Origin of the sequence: Chryseobacterium artocarpi, assembly GCF_001684975.1 — a bacterium.
GTDB lineage: Bacteria > Bacteroidota > Bacteroidia > Flavobacteriales > Weeksellaceae > Chryseobacterium > Chryseobacterium artocarpi.
This window is the reverse complement of the sequence record NZ_MAYH01000002.1, coordinates 52,163-71,390: the sequence shown is the minus strand read 5'-3', so window position 1 is coordinate 71,390 and position 19,228 is coordinate 52,163. Positions and strand designations below refer to the sequence as shown.

At 36.1% G+C, this 19,228-nt stretch carries 17 protein-coding genes; 15 read left to right on the top strand and 2 right to left on the bottom strand.

Going from position 1 to position 19,228, the window contains the following annotated elements; all coding sequences use genetic code 11:
- Window positions 1-62: 62 nt before the first annotated feature.
- Both BBI01_RS04020 and clpB read right to left on the bottom strand, forming a co-directional pair.
- On the bottom strand, window positions 63-1,052 hold the full coding sequence (locus tag BBI01_RS04020; RefSeq protein ID WP_065393414.1) for a zinc metalloprotease: 990 nt from the start codon (window positions 1,050-1,052) through the stop codon (window positions 63-65).
- Window positions 1,053-1,250: 198 nt separating this feature from the next.
- Complete coding sequence (gene clpB, locus BBI01_RS04015) at window positions 1,251-3,845, bottom strand: ATP-dependent chaperone ClpB (RefSeq protein WP_065393413.1); 2,595 nt, start codon at window positions 3,843-3,845, stop codon at window positions 1,251-1,253.
- A gap of 392 nt (window positions 3,846-4,237) precedes the next feature.
- Between clpB and BBI01_RS04010 the strand changes: the two genes are divergently transcribed.
- The 15 genes from BBI01_RS04010 (at window position 4,238) to paaZ (ending at window position 19,174) form a co-directional block, all read left to right on the top strand.
- Window positions 4,238-4,813, top strand: coding sequence for a TetR/AcrR family transcriptional regulator (locus BBI01_RS04010; RefSeq protein WP_065393412.1), 576 nt, complete (start codon window positions 4,238-4,240; stop codon window positions 4,811-4,813).
- A 214-nt stretch (window positions 4,814-5,027) separates the two neighbouring features.
- Window positions 5,028-6,344: a phenylacetate--CoA ligase family protein gene (locus BBI01_RS04005; RefSeq protein WP_065393411.1), complete on the top strand. Its 1,317-nt coding sequence runs from the start codon at window positions 5,028-5,030 to the stop codon at window positions 6,342-6,344.
- On the top strand, window positions 6,344-7,429 hold the full coding sequence (locus BBI01_RS04000) for a 2Fe-2S iron-sulfur cluster-binding protein (RefSeq protein ID WP_065393410.1): 1,086 nt from the start codon (window positions 6,344-6,346) through the stop codon (window positions 7,427-7,429). The genes BBI01_RS04005 and BBI01_RS04000 overlap by 1 nt, the downstream gene beginning before the upstream one ends.
- Before the next feature lie 113 nt (window positions 7,430-7,542).
- Window positions 7,543-8,481: a 1,2-phenylacetyl-CoA epoxidase subunit PaaA gene (gene paaA / locus BBI01_RS03995; protein ID WP_065393409.1), complete on the top strand. Its 939-nt coding sequence runs from the start codon at window positions 7,543-7,545 to the stop codon at window positions 8,479-8,481.
- Window positions 8,482-8,604: 123 nt separating this feature from the next.
- Window positions 8,605-8,886 carry a 1,2-phenylacetyl-CoA epoxidase subunit PaaB gene (paaB, locus tag BBI01_RS03990; protein ID WP_002981782.1) on the top strand — a complete coding sequence of 94 codons (282 nt, stop codon included), beginning with the start codon at window positions 8,605-8,607 and terminating at the stop codon, window positions 8,884-8,886.
- Window positions 8,887-8,992: 106 nt separating this feature from the next.
- A complete protein-coding gene (gene paaC / locus BBI01_RS03985) occupies window positions 8,993-9,742 on the top strand; it encodes a 1,2-phenylacetyl-CoA epoxidase subunit PaaC (protein ID WP_065393408.1) in 750 nt (249 codons plus the stop codon).
- A gap of 281 nt (window positions 9,743-10,023) precedes the next feature.
- The gene (paaD, locus tag BBI01_RS03975; protein ID WP_065393454.1) at window positions 10,024-10,461 is read left to right on the top strand and encodes a 1,2-phenylacetyl-CoA epoxidase subunit PaaD; all 438 of its coding nucleotides are present in this window, start codon (window positions 10,024-10,026) and stop codon (window positions 10,459-10,461) included.
- A gap of 157 nt (window positions 10,462-10,618) precedes the next feature.
- On the top strand, window positions 10,619-11,419 hold the full coding sequence (locus BBI01_RS03970; RefSeq protein ID WP_065393406.1) for an enoyl-CoA hydratase-related protein: 801 nt from the start codon (window positions 10,619-10,621) through the stop codon (window positions 11,417-11,419).
- Window positions 11,420-11,767: 348 nt separating this feature from the next.
- Window positions 11,768-12,898, top strand: a complete 1,131-nt coding sequence (locus BBI01_RS03960) for a 3-hydroxyacyl-CoA dehydrogenase NAD-binding domain-containing protein (RefSeq protein ID WP_065393405.1) — start codon at window positions 11,768-11,770, stop codon at window positions 12,896-12,898.
- A 102-nt stretch (window positions 12,899-13,000) separates the two neighbouring features.
- Window positions 13,001-13,315, top strand: a complete 315-nt coding sequence (locus BBI01_RS03955) for a hypothetical protein (RefSeq protein ID WP_065393404.1) — start codon at window positions 13,001-13,003, stop codon at window positions 13,313-13,315.
- Between the two features lie 2 nt (window positions 13,316-13,317).
- A complete protein-coding gene (locus tag BBI01_RS03950; protein WP_065393403.1) occupies window positions 13,318-13,731 on the top strand; it encodes a PaaI family thioesterase in 414 nt (137 codons plus the stop codon).
- Window positions 13,732-13,816: 85 nt separating this feature from the next.
- Window positions 13,817-15,022 carry a 3-oxoadipyl-CoA thiolase gene (gene pcaF, locus BBI01_RS03945; RefSeq protein WP_065393402.1) on the top strand — a complete coding sequence of 402 codons (1,206 nt, stop codon included), beginning with the start codon at window positions 13,817-13,819 and terminating at the stop codon, window positions 15,020-15,022.
- A 97-nt stretch (window positions 15,023-15,119) separates the two neighbouring features.
- Entirely contained in the window at window positions 15,120-15,713 is a 594-nt protein-coding gene (locus tag BBI01_RS03940; RefSeq protein ID WP_065393401.1) for an acyltransferase, read from the top strand.
- Window positions 15,714-15,733: 20 nt separating this feature from the next.
- Complete coding sequence (locus BBI01_RS03935; protein WP_065393400.1) at window positions 15,734-16,561, top strand: alpha/beta hydrolase; 828 nt, start codon at window positions 15,734-15,736, stop codon at window positions 16,559-16,561.
- Window positions 16,562-16,678: 117 nt separating this feature from the next.
- Window positions 16,679-19,174: a phenylacetic acid degradation bifunctional protein PaaZ gene (gene paaZ, locus BBI01_RS03930; RefSeq protein ID WP_065393399.1), complete on the top strand. Its 2,496-nt coding sequence runs from the start codon at window positions 16,679-16,681 to the stop codon at window positions 19,172-19,174.
- Window positions 19,175-19,228 lie beyond the last annotated feature (54 nt).

Below are 19,228 nucleotides of genomic sequence, written 5' to 3'. Positions count from 1 at the left end.
GCATCGTAACGATAGCGGACTTATGTATATTGTACTGAACTTTTGTTTGAAAAAGATGCTGTTTAAAGTATTCTTAAACCGGCTCTAGGTCCGGATGCTGAAATAGCAGCCTGCATTCTGTCGTTTTGTTGTTTTGTAAACATGAATAGAGTAGTTTCGTCAGAATAATCCATATAGTTCATGAACATTACAGAACGCGATACGCCACCACATGTTTCATATTTTGGATAAGTAGGAACTCCTCTATGTAAGGTAACTTGCTGAGGGGTGTCATTCACAAAGTCATTTCCACAGATATGTCTCAGATTAAGGTAATGTCCCACTTCATGTACTGTAACTCTTCCTTTGTTGTGAGTCGCAATAGGTCCGCCGGCACCCACATATTCATCCATCATTACTACACCATCATTCCAAAGACCTGCATCCTCAGGGAAAGTGGCATATCCTAGCACATATCCTGTAGAATAAGGCATGTAATTTACCACCCAAATGTTCAGGTATTTTGAAGGATCTGTAGCATTCATACCTCCTGTAGAAGTGCTTTTCATTTTATCATCAGGTGCCCAGTTGGCTTTTGTTGTAGATTTTCTGTTGATTCCTGCTAATCTGAATTTTATTTTAGTATCACCAGCATTTACCGGTTTAAATTCTGCAGGTATACTTGAAACATCTGCATGGCTTGATGCAAATGCTTTGTTCAGAACATCAATTTGAGAATTTATTCTCGCATCTGAAACATTACTGGTAGCATTGCTGTATAAAACGTTGAAAATGACAGGGATCTCAACACTGCCATCTGCAAGTACTTTTCCCATCTTTTTTTGTTCGATGAAATTGTTTGTTTGGTTTTCTATCTGAAGCATTCGCTGCATAGCGGCTGGGTCTTCAGCAAGACGTTTCTGTCTGAGAATGTCAGAACCACAAAGGGCTGCTTTACTGTTTGCAATGTCTGCCTGTTCTGCATTTGTGTTTTCCGGGGTTACATTTTCTGTTTCGTTGTTGTTGCAAGAGATAAAAAGAGTGATAACAACTCCTAAAATTGCTTTTTTCATATGTGAATGTTTTTTGGTTTAGAAAACTAAATTAAAACTTTTTTTAATACAATATTTCAAAAAACTGTGAAATTTTTTTATGTTAAATTGGTGGTTTTCTATTTTTGTTGTGATTGAAATACAATAAAATAAGTGCCGCAGATTTCTCTACAGCACTTATCTACAAAAATTAATGTATATGAAAAAAACTATTTATATTTATTGTTCAGTAGGACGGAATACCAATCCGGTTTCTACAAAATAATCCAGTGTGATTCTGTCTCCATCGTTTACGTTTCCTGCAAGGATTTCTTTTGACAGCTTGTTTAATACTTCCTGCTGAATGACTCTTTTTAGAGGTCTTGCTCCGAATGCCGGATCATAACCTTTATCCATCAGATAATCTACTGCATCCTGAGTGAAAGTCATAATGATATTTCTTTTAGCAAGCATTTCATTGAATCCTCTCAATTGATACTGAACGATTTTTCCGATTTCTTTTTTTCTTAAAGGTTGGAACAATACAATCTCATCAATTCTGTTCAGGAATTCCGGACGTAAAGTCTGTTTCAATAAGTCGAAAACTTCATCTTTCGTTTTATCCACAATCTCATTCTGATTTTCTTCAGTTAAATCTTCAAAATTCTCCTGAATCAGATGTGAGCCTAAATTCGAAGTCATAATGATGATCGAATTTTTGAAATTCACCACTCGCCCTTTATTATCTGTCAAACGTCCATCATCCAAAACCTGTAATAAAGTGTTGAAAACATCCGGGTGTGCTTTTTCAATCTCATCTAACAGAACTACGGAATAAGGTCTTCTTCTTACAGCTTCAGTTAATTGACCACCTTCATCATATCCTACATATCCCGGAGGAGCTCCTACCAATCTTGAAACACTGTGACGTTCCTGATATTCACTCATATCAATTCTGGTCATATTATTTTCATCATCAAACAGGAATTCTGCCAAGGCTTTTGCAAGCTCTGTTTTACCAACACCGGTAGTTCCTAAGAAAAGGAATGACCCGATTGGTTTTTTATCATCACTTAATCCCGCTCTGTTTCTTCTGATAGCATCGGCTACAGCTTCAATCGCTTCATCTTGTCCTACAACTCTGTGATGAAGTTCTGCTTCAAGATTTAATAATTTATCTCTTTCAGATTGTAATAGCTTGGTTACAGGAATACCTGTCCATTTTGCAATCACTTCAGAGATATTTTCAGAAGTTACTTCCTCTTTGATCAGCTCATTCTGGTGATTTTGCATTTCAAGTTCCACTTTGGCAAGCTCATCTTCTTTTTCACGAAGTTTTCCATATTGGATTTCCGCTACTTTTGCATAATCTCCTGCTCTGGAAGCTCTTTCCGCTTCTAATTTCAGAGATTCAATATCTTTTTTGATCTGGGTAAGATCTTCACTTTTCTGCTTTTCTTTCAACCATTTGGCATTGATCTCGTTTCTCTGCTCCGAAATCTTCGAAATATCTTCTTTTAAATGGTCTATTTTAGTTTGGTTGCCCTCTCTTGAAATCGCAGCCAATTCAATTTCCAACTGCATTAACTTTCTGTCTAAAACATCAAGCTCTTCCGGTTTGGAGTTGATTTCCATTCTCAGTTTTGCAGATGCTTCATCAATAAGGTCAATCGCTTTATCTGGTAAAAATCGGTCTGAAATATATCTTTGAGACATTTCCACGGCTGCAATAATTGCTTCATCTTTGATTCTTACCTTGTGATGAGCTTCATATTTATCTTTTATTCCACGAAGAATAGAGATTGCAGACTCAGTATCCGGTTCTTCTACCATTACTTTCTGAAAACGTCTTTCTAATGCCTTGTCTTTTTCAAAATACTTTTGATATTCATTCAAAGTAGTTGCTCCAATAGCTCTTAATTCACCTCTAGCAAGGGCTGGTTTTAAAATGTTGGCAGCATCCATTGCTCCTTCACCACCTCCGGCACCTACTAAAGTGTGGATCTCATCGATGAAAAGAATGATCTGTCCATCAGATTTGCTGACTTCATTCACTACAGATTTCAGACGCTCTTCAAATTCACCTTTGTATTTTGCTCCAGCGATCAAAGCCCCCATATCCAATGAATATAATGTCTTGTCCACTAGATTTTCAGGAACATCGCCGCTGATGATTCTATGAGCGATTCCTTCAGCAATAGCCGTTTTACCTACACCAGGTTCCCCTATAAGGATAGGGTTATTTTTTGTTCTTCTGGAAAGAATCTGTAATACTCTTCTGATTTCTTCATCACGTCCGATTACAGGATCCAGTTTTCCTTCAGCTGCTAACTCGTTAAAGTTCTTAGCATATTTATTTAAGGATTGATAAGTTTCTTCCGAGCTTGCAGAAGTAGCCTTGCTTCCTTTTCTTAATTCTTTGATAGCTCCTTCCAGTAACTTTTTAGTTACTCCCATATCTTTTAACATCTGAGAAACTTCAGAACTGGTTTCGATAAGGGATAGCCATAAATGTTCAATCGTTACATATTCATCGCCCATTTTTTTTGCGATGTTGGGAGCGTCCAGTAAAACTTTATTGGCTGATTGTGAAAGATAAATGTTTCCTCCCTGTACCTTAGGAAGCTTTTCTAAATTTTCACGGTTTCGCTCTCTTACTAAATTGGCATCTGCTTCAGATTTCTTTAATAGGAAAGGCGATATATTTTCATCCACTTGGAAAATTCCTTCCAGAAGATGTTGAGGTTCGATACTTTGATTGCCAAATTCCATTGCAACCTGTTGAGCTGCCTGGATGGCTTCTTGTGATTTTACAGTATATTGATTTAAGTTCATATTTTATATATTTTTGGTAATGATTCGTTTAAAGTTTAGTTCTTAAAAACATCAAGAAACCGAATTTTAAAGCTCAGCTTCTTAATGCCTATCAATTATTTAATCATTTAATCGATGACTATATCGCAAAAACTGTTCAATTATTAAATTTACAAAAAAAATGGACAAAATTTCCGGATTGTGTATTTTTAACGTAAAATTAACTTGACAAAATTTCCGAATCTTTAATTTTTGATTAGAAATTCATGAACAAATCGTCATATCATACAAATCGAACGGATGAATAAAACCTTAAAATCGAACTAATCATTACTCGTTTTAAATCTTTAATCTTATTTATTATCAAAAAACCAGCAGTTTAAATCAGAATAACTACTTTTGCATTTTTACAGATGGAACTTAAAGAAAAACAAAAGAAAATATTAGACGTAGCAGTAGAACTTTTTAAAGAGAAAGGTTATATGGGAAGTTCGGTAAGGGACCTTGCTACGAAACTAAATATCAAAGCAGCATCATTATATGCCCATATCCGTTCGAAGGAAGAAATTCTGGAGTGGATTTGTTTCGGTATTGCTCAGGAGTTTTTCGATGAGCTTCAGGAAGTGAAAAATACAGATATTGCTCCAAGAGAAAAGCTAAATTTATTTTTGGATAAACATTTGTCTGTTGTACTTAAAAACCGCGATGTCACCCACATTTATTCTATAGAATGGAGACATCTTGAAGAAAAACTTCCCGAATTTATAGAGTTGAGAAAAAATTATCAGCAGGAAGTTGAAACACTTATCTCTGAAATTTATCAGGCTGAAAACTGGGAGTTGAAATCTCCCTCTTTCACAACAAGATTCATTCTTCATACCTTAAACAATTCTTATTTCTGGTTCAAAAGAAATAGCGATTCCAAAGATGACATCACGGAAGAAATTAGAGATAAGATCCTTTTTGGGCTTTTAGGAACCCAAAATTAATACATTATCTTTTGTCATTCTGGCGAAAGAAGAATCTCAATACTCTTTTTTTAATCCTTAATATGTGTTCAAAAACTTTTGTGATGCTATTGTAAATAAGCAAAATTCACAAGTTCGCTATTTAGAATCGTTCAAAATATGACGAAAATCATAAAAATTTTGTCAGCTACCAAAATCTTTTTAAATTTACACCTAACAAATGTTAGTTAGTTTTATGGATTTTTCAGTTGAATATCTGGAGCTGGGTCAGTTGAGACAGCTTCAATCTGACCGATTGACCAATCTGATTGGTTATCTGGGAGAGAAGTCAGAATTTTATAAAAGAAAGTTTGATGAAATGCAAATATCTCCACAGGATATAAGGTCGATTGAGGATATTACGAAACTTCCTATTACTTATAAAAAGGATTTAAGAGATAATTACCCATTTGGTTTATTTGCCGTTCCAAAAAATGAGCTTCAGAGAATTCACTGCTCAAGCGGAACTACAGGAAAGCCTACTGTGGTGGGATACACGAAGGAAGATGTGGATCTTTTCAGTGAAGTAGTGGCTAGATCATTGAATGCTGCTGGTGCCAAACCAGGTATGCAATTACATAATGCTTACGGTTACGGTATTTTCACCGGAGGGTTAGGACTTCATTACGGAGCTGAAATGTTAGGAATGAGTGTTCTTCCGATTTCCGGAGGAATGACAGCCAGACAGGTAGACCTGATTATGGATTTTAAACCGGAAGTGATTTGTTGTTCACCATCTTATGCTTTAACAATTGCTGATGAGTTTGCGAACCGAGGGATTGCGGCTGATGAAATAAGTCTGAAATATGCAGTGCTGGGATCAGAACCATGGACGGAAATTATCAGAGGTCACATTGAAGAAAGATTGGGGGTTCATGCAACCAATATTTATGGTTTAAGTGAAATTATAGGTCCTGGAGTTTCTATGGAAGATTTTGAGGAAAAAGGAGGTTCCTATATCTGGGAAGATCATTTTTATCCTGAAATTTTAGATCCAATTACCAAACAACCGGTTCCTTTCGGAGAAGAAGGAGTATTGGTGATTACCACTTTAACGAAAAAAGCCATGCCGCTTCTGCGTTATTGGACCAATGATATTACAAGTCTTTATTACGATGAAAAAGCCAAAAGAACTATGGTGAAAATGAAACCAATAGTAGGCAGAGCAGATGATATGCTGATTGTAAGAGGAGTGAATGTATATCCAAGTCAGATTGAAGATGCTTTTTCACATGTAAAAGGAGTGGTACCCAATTATTATTTAACTCCTATTGAGAAGGAGCATATGTGCGTAGCATTAGATATTGATATTGAAATCGATGATGAGTTGGTAAAAGCTCAAAAAATAGAAGCAAATACCGATGATTATTTTAATTTTGTCGGAAGCTTTGGAAAAAATATAGAAAACGAAATAAAAAAGAGGGTAGGCATCACTACAAAAGTGAAAGTACATGCCCAGGACAGTTTGCCGAAGTGCGAAGGTGGAAAAATTAATAGAATACTAAAAAAATAATGAATTCATTTTATAAACTTAAAACTGTAAAGGTTCAGAAGGATACTTCAGACGCTGTGAATGTAGCGGTGGAAATTCCTGAAGAGCTGAAAGACAAGTTCAGGTTCAAACAAGGACAGTACCTTAATTTCCGTATGATGATCAATGGAAATGAGGAAAGACGTTCTTACTCTATCTGTAATGCTCCAAGTGAAAAGAGCAATACACTGGAAGTTTTGGTGAAATTGCTTGAAAACGGAAAAGTTTCAGGATATTTCAATGAGCATCTTCATATGGATGAAATGTTGGAAGTAATGCCTCCAATGGGCGGTTTCAATACTTCTTATCACCCAACTAACGTAAAAACATATGTTGGTCTGGCTGCAGGAAGCGGAATCACTCCGGTTTTATCCAATATCAAAGAAAGTCTCTATCAGGAACCTAATAGCAATGCTTATTTGTTCTATAGTAACAGAAGCATGGAGCATGTTTTGAGAAAAGCTGAAATTGATAAGCTGGCAGAGCAATTCAATGGAAGGTTTAAAGTGATTTATCTGGTAAGTCGTGAGAAACATCAGGATCCAGTTTTTGAAGGAAGAATTTCTCCTGAAAAGCTTGATCAGCTGTTTGAAAGATATACTGAGATTGATGTAAAAGAATCTACTTACTTCATCTGTGGTCCTTCAGAAATGATCAAAGGAATTGCAGACTATCTGAAGAAAGATAAAAAAGTACCTGCTATTCAGGTTTTATTTGAATATTTCACGGCTCCTGACGAAGAAAATACGGAGGAAATGAGTGATGAGTTCAAAGCGATTGCCAATATTGAAAGTATGGTAACGGTAATTATTGATGATGATGAATATTCATTTCACCTTAATTCCAAAAAAGAGAGTATCTTAGATAAAGCATTGAAAGACAATCTTCCTGTGCCTTTTGCATGTAAAGGAGGAGTTTGTTGTACGTGTAAAGCGGAAGTTTTGGAAGGAGAAGTTTTCATGGAGAAAAACTACGCACTTACCGAAGACGAAGTGGCAAGAGGCTACGTTCTTACCTGTCAATGTCACCCGACAACGAATGTGGTGATGCTTAATTATGATGTTTAATTCAATTTGAAAATGTGCTAATTTGAAAATTTGAAAATGGGTAATCATTTATTCTCAGTTTCTCTAAATAATTTTCAAATTAACTAATTCTCAAATTCTCAAATTAAAAGATTATGGACTTAGAAAAATTTGTTCAATACGTTCACGAAGAAAATAAAGTAGAACCGAAAGATGTAATGCCGGATGATTACAGAAAACTTTTGGTTCGTCAGATTTCACAGCACGCCCATTCTGAAATTGTAGGAATGTTGCCGGAAGCCAACTGGATTTCCAGAGCACCTTCATTAAGAAGAAAAATGGCGCTTTTAGCTAAAGTTCAGGATGAGGCGGGGCATGGTTTATACCTTTATTCTGCTACTGAAACTCTAGGAGACGGAAGTATCAGAGCAGACAGAGATGCTACTTATGATGATATGCTGGAAGGGAAAGCGAAATACTCAAGTATCTTCAATTATCCAACATTAAGTTGGGCAGATATCGGTGCTATCGGCTGGCTGGTTGATGGAGCTGCTATTATGAACCAGGTAATGCTGATGGGGAATTCTTATGGTCCTTATTCAAGAGCGATGGTAAAGATTTGTAAAGAAGAATCTTTCCACCAAAGACAAGGGTACGAGATTCTGATGGCGCTTTGTCGTGGTACTAAACAACAGAAAGAAATGGCTCAGGCTTCATTAAACCGTTTCTGGTGGCCAGCTTTAATGATGTTCGGACCTAATGATGACAGCTCTCCAAATTCTAAAATCTCTATGAATTACAGGGTAAAAAGAGAAAGTAATGACAGTCTTCGTCAAAGGTTTATCGATGTTACCGTTTCTCAGGCTGAATTCTTAGGATTAACCATTCCGGATAAAGACCTGAAATGGAATGAGGAAAGACAACATTATGATTTCGGAGAACTTCCGTGGGATGAATTCATGGAAATCTTAAAAGGAAATGGACCTTGCAATAAAAAGCGTATTGAAACCAAAAGAAAAGCGCAAAGAGAAAATTCTTGGGTAAAAGAAGCTGCAATCGCTTTCGCAGAAAAACAACAAAAAGAAGTTATATAATTTGAAAATGTGCCAATTTGAAAATTTGAAAATGAAATTAACAACGTTAATAATTCTCAAGTTTTCAATTAAGGTGATCAATCAGTTTTCAAATTAACCAATTTTCAAATTTTCAAATTAAATATGGCAAATTTAGATATGTGGGAAGTGTTTATTCAGACTAAACCGGGATTATCTCACAAACACGTTGGAATAGTACAGGCGCCAACAGCAGAAATGGCTTTACAGAACGCAAGAGACGTTTATACAAGAAGAAAAGAAGGAACTTCTGTTTGGGTAGTTCCAAGTAAATATATCGTGACTTCAGAAGGAGTGGATAAAGAAGCATTCTTTGATCCGGCTGATGATAAGTTATACCGTCACCCAACGTTCTACGAAATTCCAAACGACGTAAAAAATATGTAATAAGAATAAGACTTGGAGATAATAGACGAATAGATAATAGACGTTAGAGTTTACCTATCTATTATCTATCCGTCTATCATCTATTGGTCTTCAAATCTATTAAACAATGAACCCATTATATAATTATTTATTAAAACTAGCAGACGACAGTTTCATTATGGGACAGCGTTTGTCTGCATGGTGTGGTGAAGGTCCATATTTAGAGGAAGATATTGCATTGACGAATATCGCTTTGGATGAACTTGGACAGGCTAATAACTTTTATGTTTACGCTTCAAGAGTAATAGACAACGGTAAAAGTGAAGATGATATCGCCTTCTTAAGATACGAACACGAATATGTAAACGCTCACTGGACAGAACTTCCGAATGAAGATTATGCTCAGACGATTCTAAAGGTTTATGTTTTTTCGGTATATCAGAAACTGATGTACGAAGCATTATCTAATTCTGCTAATGAAGAATTGGCAGCCATTGCTCAAAAATCATTAAAAGAAGTAAGATATCATTATACTCACGCTGCATCCTGGATGAAAATCTTTGCTCAGGGAACAGAAGAAAGCCGTACTCGTGTAGAAAATGCTATCGAAAATATCTGGGAATATACAAAAGGACTTTTTGCAAAATCAGAAGGTGAAGATGATCTTGTTGTTCTAAATATTGTTCCTAATGTTGATGAGTTGTATAAAGAATTCGTTGCTGTAACGGAGAAAGATTTCCAAAGCTTTGGATTAGAATATCCAACCAATCCATTTATGCAGCCTAAATCAAGAACAGGATATCATACAGAATATTTCGGATTTATCCTTTGTGAGCTTCAATATATGCAGAGAGCATATCCTGGGTGTACTTGGTAAAAATATTTCAGTTTGAAGAAGAAATATTTTCAAATACTGATGATTGTATTGATTATTTTAATTCCAATATTTTACTTTGGAATAATTAATACACAAGTCAGTTTAAAGTATGAAACCAGTAATCCTGGAGATTGTATTTCAAATATCACCAACAGAAATTTATGTCAGGATATAAAACAAAATAAAATATTGATTGTTACAGATCTTGTTTTAATTACTGTTTTATTAATATTTAGAAGAAAAATTATAAGAGATTGAAAAATCCTTTAGAAATATTAGAAATGGTTCCCGATCCGGAAATTCCGGTGATCAACATTGTGGAGCTGGGGATTGTAAGAGATGCGAAAATTACAAGTGAAAATTCTTGTGAAGTAACAATCACTCCTACCTATTCTGCATGTCCTGCAATGTTTACCATCGAAGAAGATATCATGAAAATCATGAAAGAAAACGGATGGGAAGCCAAAGTAGTCACCAAGATGTTTCCGATATGGACAACAGACTGGCTGACCGATGAAGCGAGAGAAAAACTTCGTGTTTACGGAATCACGCCACCTGAAAAAGGAGCGGATGAACATCACATCGGAAAACCGAAAAAATGTCCACGTTGTGGTTCTGAGCACACCAAACAGATTAGCAGATTTGGGTCTACTTTGTGTAAGGCTTCTTATCAATGTCTGGATTGTCTGGAACCTTTTGATTATTTTAAATGCCACTAAAATGAACATAACAATAAATCAAAGTATCAGTTTATCCATAAGGTTTACGGACTATGCAAAACATAACGATGATAGGGCTAGATTGTTAAATTGTTAGACGGTTACATTGATTAATATTGTTAAATTAGTGCATTGTTAAATATAAAATACAAAAACTATGTATACACAACTCGATATTGAATCGCATTTTGACGGGAAGCTAAAAATTGCTTATCTGAATCAACCTGAAACTATGAATGCCCTTACGAAGCCTGCTTTAGCAGATTTAAGAGACTTCGTAAAAGAGTGCAGTAATGACGAGACGGTAAGATGCGTTGCCATTTCCGGAAGAGGAAGAGCTTTTTGTTCAGGACAGAACCTTGATGAAGCTTTCGCAGTAGGTAAAGAACACCATGATAATGATATCATCAGAAAAATAGTGGTGGATTACTACAATCCTTTGGTAATGGAAGTTACACGTTGTAAGAAACCCGTTATTGCATTAGTGAACGGTCCGGCTGTAGGAGCGGGTGCAATGCTGGCTTTAATTTCTGATTTCGTGTTAGCTCATGAAAAAGCTTACTTTGCTCAGGCGTTTTCAAATATCGGTTTGATTCCAGATACAGGAGGTACATATTTCTTACCGAAGCTTTTAGGTAGACAATTAGCAAATTATTTAGCGTTTACAGGAAAGAAATTATCTGCTGAAGAGTCTAAATCTTACGGACTTGTTGCAGAGGTTTTCAATGATGAAGAATTCGGACCAAAATCAATGGAAATCCTTGAAAGAATGGCTAATATGCCAACTGCAGCGATTAAGCTTACGAAAAAAGCATTCGCAAGTTCTTACACAAACACTTTAAAAGAACAACTTGAGTTAGAAGGAGATCTTCAACAGGAAGCAGCAGAAACAGAAGACTTCATTGAAGGAGTAAATGCCTTTTTACAAAAAAGAAAGCCTAATTATAAAGGAAAATAAATCAATTTGAGAATGGGTTAATTTGAGAATTTGAAAATGAGAAATGACAAAGAAAATATTATTGTAAATAAAACATTTGAGTTTGCATTAAACATTATAGAATTTTCAGAAGGACTATATAGGATTAATAAATTTTCACTAGCGAATCAGATTTTTAAAATCAGGTACATCAATTGGAGCGAATGTAAAGTAAGCTCAGAATGCTGAAAGTAAGGCAGGTTTTATCCATAAAATAAAAATTGCTTTTAGATTTAAAAGAAATAGTATTAATTCTGTCTAAAATTATTTCAACGTCAAAAATTAAATAATTTTCAAATTAACTCATTCTCAAATTTTCAAATTAAAACTATGAATATTGGAATAATTGGTGCAGGAACCATGGGCGTTGGAATTGCTCAGGTAGCTGCAACAGCAGGATGCAAAGTCGTTTTATTCGATGCTAATGCGCCACAAATAGATAAAGCACTTGCAGGTTTAGAGAAAACGCTTCAGAAATTAACTGAAAAAGGGAAGATCTCTCAAGAAAAAGCTACAGAAATAAGAAACAATATCGTTAAAGGTGAAATATTGCAGGATTTAAAAGATTCTGATTTGGTCATCGAAGCGATCATTGAAAATAAAGACATTAAAACCAAAGTTTTTACAGAACTGGAAACTTATGTTTCTGAAAACTGTATCATCGGTTCCAATACCTCATCCATCTCTATTACCTCTCTTGGTGCAGAGCTAAAGAAACCGGAGCGTTTCATCGGAATTCATTTCTTCAATCCGGCTCCGTTGATGCCCTTAGTGGAAGTAATTCCATCTTTATTAACAGAAAAAACATTAGCAGAAAAAATTTATAACCTCATGAAAGAATGGGGTAAAATGCCTGTTATTGCTAAAGATATTCCAGGATTTATTGTCAACAGAATTGCCCGTCCGTATTATGGAGAGGCTCTAAGAATTGTTGAAGAAAATATTGCTACACCTGAACAGGTAGATGATGCAATGAAAACCCTTGGAAACTTCAAGATGGGACCATTTGAATTGATGGATCTTATCGGAATAGATGTAAATTTTGCTGTAACTACAACGGTCTACAAAGATTATTTCTATGACCCTAAATATAAGCCGTCTTTACTTCAGCAGAGAATGTCTGAAGCAAAACTTCATGGCAGAAAAACAGGAAGAGGATTCTACGATTACAGTGAAGGAGCTGTAAAACAGGAAGCTCAAAAAGATGATGCTCTTTATCAGCAGATCTTTTTAAGAATCATTTCAATGTTGATTAATGAAGCTGTGGAAGCTAAAAGATTAGGTGTTGCCAATGACGAGGATATTGAACTGGCAATGCAGAAAGGCGTAAACTATCCAAAAGGATTGTTGTCTTGGGGAAATGAAATCGGTTATTCGAAAATCTCCGAAACTCTACAGAATCTTTACGAAGAATATCAGGAAGAAAGGTACAGACAAAGTCCGTTAATACGTAAAATGTAATAATATACCAATCTAACAATGTAGCAACTGCGTTGTCATGCTGAGCTTGTCGAAGCATCTCATTGGTAAACTGTTACATTGTTAAATTATTAGATTGAATAAATGAATATAGAAGAATTCAGAGCTGAATTAGAAACAAGGCTTGCTATTGAAAAGCAGTATTTAACTGAGAGAGCTTCTTCCACGGATAGTAATGAAAGACTTGAATTACTGGGAGAGTTTAATGAAAAATACAGAACGATGATTAATAGATTAGCCAATGAAAATGGGATTGACTTAAATGCATTGTATGAAGAGGAAAACAGTTCTGCCAATTCTGACCCCAAACTTTCATATGAACAGGTAATTCTCGGAAAAACCATGAGTATTTATGATAAATTATCTGATGAATTATATGAAGAAATAACAAACATATAGAAATGAATCCAAGACAAGTTGCAGATTATATGTTCAATCAGGATTATTTTTCCCAATGGATGAATATCAAAATGATTGAGGTGAAAGAAAACTACTGCCTGATAGAAATGCCTATCAAAAAAGATATGATAAACGGGCTTAAAACTGTTCATGGAGGAGTAACATTTGCTTTTGCGGACTCCGCATTGGCATTCTCATCCAACAACACAGGAGATGCAGCCGTAGCTTTAAATTGTATCATTAATTTTACCAAAGCCGGAAAGGAAGGTGATATTTTCAGAGCAGAAAGTATTTTGGTCAATGACACAAGAAAAACAGCTGTTTATGATATTAAAATTACCAATCAAAACGAAGAACTGATCGCAAAATTTGTAGGAACAGTATATAAAATAGGAAAGAAAGTAACAGAATTATAAAATAAGATAAAAGACATCAGATGTCAGATATTAGATTTTGAAAATGTCTGTTATCTGAAATCTATCATCTAAAATCTAATAAGAAATGAACAACGTATACATCATAGACTATGTCAGAACTCCCATCTCAAAACTACAGGGAGGATTATCAGAAGTAAGAGCAGACGATCTTGCAGCTATTGTGATCAAAGAAGTTATCGCAAGAAATCCTGAGGTTCCTGTTGAGGAAATTGAGGATGTGATCTTCGGTTGTGCTAACCAGGCTGGGGAAGATAACAGAAATGTTGCCAGAATGGGACTTTTATTAGCTGGGCTGCCATATAAAATCGGAGGTGAAACTGTGAACAGACTTTGCGCTTCAGGAATGTCAGCTGTTGCTAATGCTTTTCGTTCTATAGCTTCAGGAGAAGGCGAAATTTACATTGCAGGTGGAGTAGAACACATGACGCGTTCTCCGTATGTTATGTCAAAACCAAGTGCTGCTTTCGGAAGAGACAGTCAGATGTATGATACCACTTTCGGATGGAGATTTATCAATCCGAAAATGAAAGAAATGTATGGTGTAGACGGTATGGGAGAAACGGCAGAGAACCTTGCAGATATGCATCAGATCAACAGAGAAGATCAGGATAAATTTGCCCTTTGGTCTCAGCAAAAAGCTACAAAAGCTCAGGAAAGCGGAAGATTGGCGGAAGAAATTGTAAAAGTTGAGATTCCACAAAGAAAAGGAGATCCGGTAGTTTTTGAAAAAGATGAATTCATCAAGCCTGCTTCGTCAATGGAAGGATTAGGGAAATTACGTCCTGCTTTTAGAAAAGAGGGAACAGTAACGGCAGGAAACGCTTCAGGAATGAATGACGGAGCTGCTGCTTTAATATTAGCCAGCGAAGAAGCTGTAAAAAAATATGGATTAAAACCCAAAGCTAAGATTTTAGGATCTTCCGTAGCAGGTGTTGAACCAAGAATCATGGGGATCGGACCAGTAGAAGCAACTCAAAAGCTATTGAAAAGATTAAACCTTTCACTTGATGATATGGACATCATTGAATTGAATGAAGCTTTTGCAGCACAGGCTTTAGCGGTAACAAGAAGCTTAGGTTTAAAAGATGATGATTCAAGAATAAATCCAAACGGAGGAGCTATTGCCATCGGACATCCACTGGGAGTTTCCGGAGCAAGAATCATAGGTTCTGCTGCTATAGAATTACAGAAACAGGATAAAAAATATGCATTGTGTACCCTTTGTATCGGAGTTGGACAAGGTTATGCAATGGTCATTGAAAAAGTATAAATCAATTTGAAAATGGAATAATTTGAGAAATTGAAAATGTTCAGCAACATTATTCATTTTCAAATTATTCCATTCTCAAATTTTCAAATTAAAAAATATGAACATTTACTCATATCACGGAATCCGCCCCATTATAAAACCTTCGGCTTACATTCATCCGCAGGCTGTGATTATCGGGAATGTGGAAATAGGTGAAGAAGTCTATATCGGTCCAAACGCTGTTATTCGCGGAGACTGGGGGAAAATTATCATTAAAGACGGAGCCAATGTGCAGGAAAATTGTACGCTGCATGTTTTCCCCAATATAGAAACAATTCTGGAAGAATCAACACACATAGGGCATGGAGCAATTATCCACTCAGGGCATATTGGAAAAAATTGTCTGATCGGAATGAACTCTGTGATCATGGATAAAGCTTATATCGGCGATGAAAGTATTGTAGGTGCATTAGCTTTTGTTCCAGCCAATTTCAGATGTGAACCCAGAAAATTGATTGTAGGTAGCCCCGCAAAAATTATCCGTGATGTTTCTGATGAAATGATCCATTGGAAAACAGAAGGAACGAAGTTGTATCAGGAACTTGCCAGAGAAAGCAAAGAAGCTATTCTGCCTTGTGAACCTTTTACAGAATATGTTCACCAAACCCCTACAAAGATTGTGGATTACAGTATTTGGGATGATGTGAAATAAATAACCATTCAAAATTAAATATGCTAAAAAAAATTGCTCTTATATGCAGTATGATGTTTGCGGTAAATTCTATGGTATCAGCACAGGATGTTGCTACTAAACTGCTTACAATAGGAGAAGTAAGAACCATAAAGTCTAAGGTTCTAAATGAAGAGAGAACATTGAATATCTATCTTCCTCAAAATTTTGATAAAGCAAAAGCATACCCAATCATCTATCTTTTAGATGGAAGCATGAATGAAGATTTTATTCATGTTACAGGATTGGTGCAGTTTTTCAATCAGATGTATTCCATGCCGGAAACCATTGTGGTAGGAATTGCGAATGTAGACAGAAAAAGAGATTTTACTTTTCACACAGACCTAAAAGATTTACAAAAAGATTATCCTACAACCGGACATTCAGATAAGTTTATCACTTTTTTTGAAAAAGAATTAAAACCTTACGTTGAAAGTCAGTTTAAAACTACAGAGAAGTACCTTTTTGGACAATCTCTAGGAGGTCTTTTAGCAACAGAAATCTTATTGAAGAAGCCGGAAATGTTCAACAATTATTTCATTATCAGTCCAAGTTTATGGTGGGATGATGAAAGCCTTTTAAAGCAGGCATCTCAACTTCTTTCAAAATCTCAGGATACTAAAAAATTTGTTTACGTTTCTGTGGGAAAAGGAGAGCATCCTGTTATGATAAAAGATGCAGAAAATCTTTATGATGTTTTGAAAAAAGCGGGAAAGAAAAACTGGACATTAGAATATAAAATGATGGAAACAGATAACCACGCAACCATTCTTCATAGAAGTTTATATGAAGGACTGGTAAAATTGTTTCCATATCAGGAACCGAAATAAATAATAAATGTAACAATATACCAATGTAAAAATATAACAGTCAATTGTCATGCTGAGCGGAGTCGAAGCATCTATTAGTAAACTCTTAGATTGATACATTGTTAAATTCAATATTATATGGAAAAACTAAAAAACTATATCTACGGGCAATGGGTAGAAGGAAACGGAGCTGGAATTCCTTTGTACAACGCTGTTACAGGTGAACAGGTTGCTGTTTCCGATACAGAAGGACTTAATTTTGAACAGGCTCTTGATTACGGAAGAACTGTAGGATATAAAAATCTTTCTTCAATGACGTTCTACGACCGTGGAGAAATGTTGAAAAAAGTAGCCCTTTACCTATTAGAAAGAAAGAAAAAATATTACGATTTATCATATAAAACAGGAGCTACACACGTTGACTCATGGGTAGACATTGAAGGAGGTTTCGGAACTTTCTTTACCTATTCAGGATTAGCGAAGAGAATGCTTCCTAATACTCCTTTTTGGGTAGATGGAGACACTCAGAAGATTTCGGCAAACGGAACTCATCTGGGAACTCATATCCTTACGCCAAGTGAAGGTGTTTCCGTACAGATCAATGCTTACAATTTTCCTGTTTGGGGAATGTTGGAAAAGTTATCCACATCATTGTTAGCAGGTGTTCCGGCTATCGTTAAGCCATCACCTTTCGGATCCTATCTTACGAATGCAGTATTTCAGGATATGATTGAAAGTGGAGTATTGCCGGAAGGAGCTGTTCAGCTGGTTTGTGGAGAACCGGGAAATATTCTGGATTACGTTCAGGATGGAGACTCAGTATTGTTTACAGGTTCCGCTACTACCGGAAGAAAATTAAAATCCCTTCCTTCCGTTGCAGGAAATGCTGTTCGTTTCAATATGGAAGCAGATTCTCTGAACTGTTCAATTCTTGGACTGGAAGCAAAACCAGGAACTCCTGAATTTGATTTGTTCATCAAAGAAGTTCGTAACGAAATGACCACAAAAGCAGGACAGAAATGTACGGCAATCAGAAGAATTATCGTTCCTGAGCATTTAATTGGTGACGTTCAAAACGCTTTATCTAAAGCTTTAGACCAAACAAAAATAGGAAACCCATTAAGCAGAGAAACCAGAATGGGATCTTTGGTGGGAAGACAACAATATGAAGAAGTTTTAAGAAAAGTAAATATCTTAAAATCTGAAACAGAACTTGTCTATGACGGAAAACATGAGCTTGTAGATGCCAACTATGAAAACGGTGCATTCATGAGTCCTAAATTATTCCTGAATGACAAGCCTTTCGAGAAAAATATCTCTCACGATGTAGAAGCTTTCGGTCCGGTATCTACTTTGATGCCATATAAAGATGCTGAAGAAGCGGCAGCTTTGGCAAAAAGAGGAAAAGGAAGTTTAGTAGGATCTATTATTTCTCATGACGAAAACTTTATTGCAGAAACTTCTTGGAAAATGGCTTCTCAGCATGGAAGAATCTTTGTACTGAACAGAGATAACGCGAAGGAAAGCACCGGTCACGGGTCACCGCTTCCTACATTGATGCATGGAGGTCCTGGTAGAGCCGGAGGCGGAGAGGAAATGGGCGGATTGAGCGGTCTGCATTTTTTCTTACAAAAAACAGCTATTCAGGGATCGCCAGATGTATTGAAGGCTATTACGAAAATCTATCAGCCAGGAGCAGAGAAGAAATTCTCAGACAAACATCCTTTCCAGAAATACTTTGAAGAAGTAGAGGTAGGAGATTCTTTAGAAACAGCAGGAAGAACGGTTACGGATGCAGATATCGTAAACTTTTCCAATGTTTCGTGGGATCATTTCTATGCGCATACCGATGCTACAAGTTTAACGGGAACTATTTTTGATAAAACAGTTGCTCACGGATATTTTATCCTTTCAGCAGCAGCAGGATTATTTGTTTCCGGTAAAAAAGGACCAGTGATCGCCAACTACGGATTAGAAGAATGTAGTTTCTTTAAACCTGTATACGCCGGAGATACTATCACGGTTTATTTAACAGCAAAGGAAAAGATAAACAGAGGAGTAAAAGGAAGAAATATTCCGTCCGGAGTTGTAAAATGGTTAGTAGAAGTGATCAACCAAAGAGATGAGGTAGTTTGTGTAGCTACAATTCTTACATTGGTGGCAAAACAATCTCCGTTTATCGATTTAAATGTGAAAAATGTTCAAAAGATTTTAGGTGGATTAACGGAAAGTACTCCGGCACTTTGGGGGAAAATGTCACCGCAGCAAATGATCGAGCATTTGGATGAAGCTATATTGGTAAGCTTAGGCGAACCAGAAGCTGAAAAATGTTTCACTCCTGAAGAACACCTTGAGAAATGGCAGGATTCTCTTTACAATCACAGAGCAATGCCAAAAGAGTTTTCGGCTCCGTTCTTACCGCAGGATGGTTCACTTCCGGAAGCAAAATACAAAAATCTGGATGCAGCAAAACAAGCATTCATTGATAACCTGAAAAGATTTGTGGTATACTACAAAGAAAACCCTCAGGCAGAGCATATGAATTTTGTGTTCGGAAAACTGAATAAAGAAATGTGGGAACTGATGCATAAAAAACACTTTACCCATCATTTTGAACAATTCGGATTGATTTAATTCAAAGTAAATAATAAAGCTCCCTTTCAGCACAATGTTGGAAGGGAGTTCTTA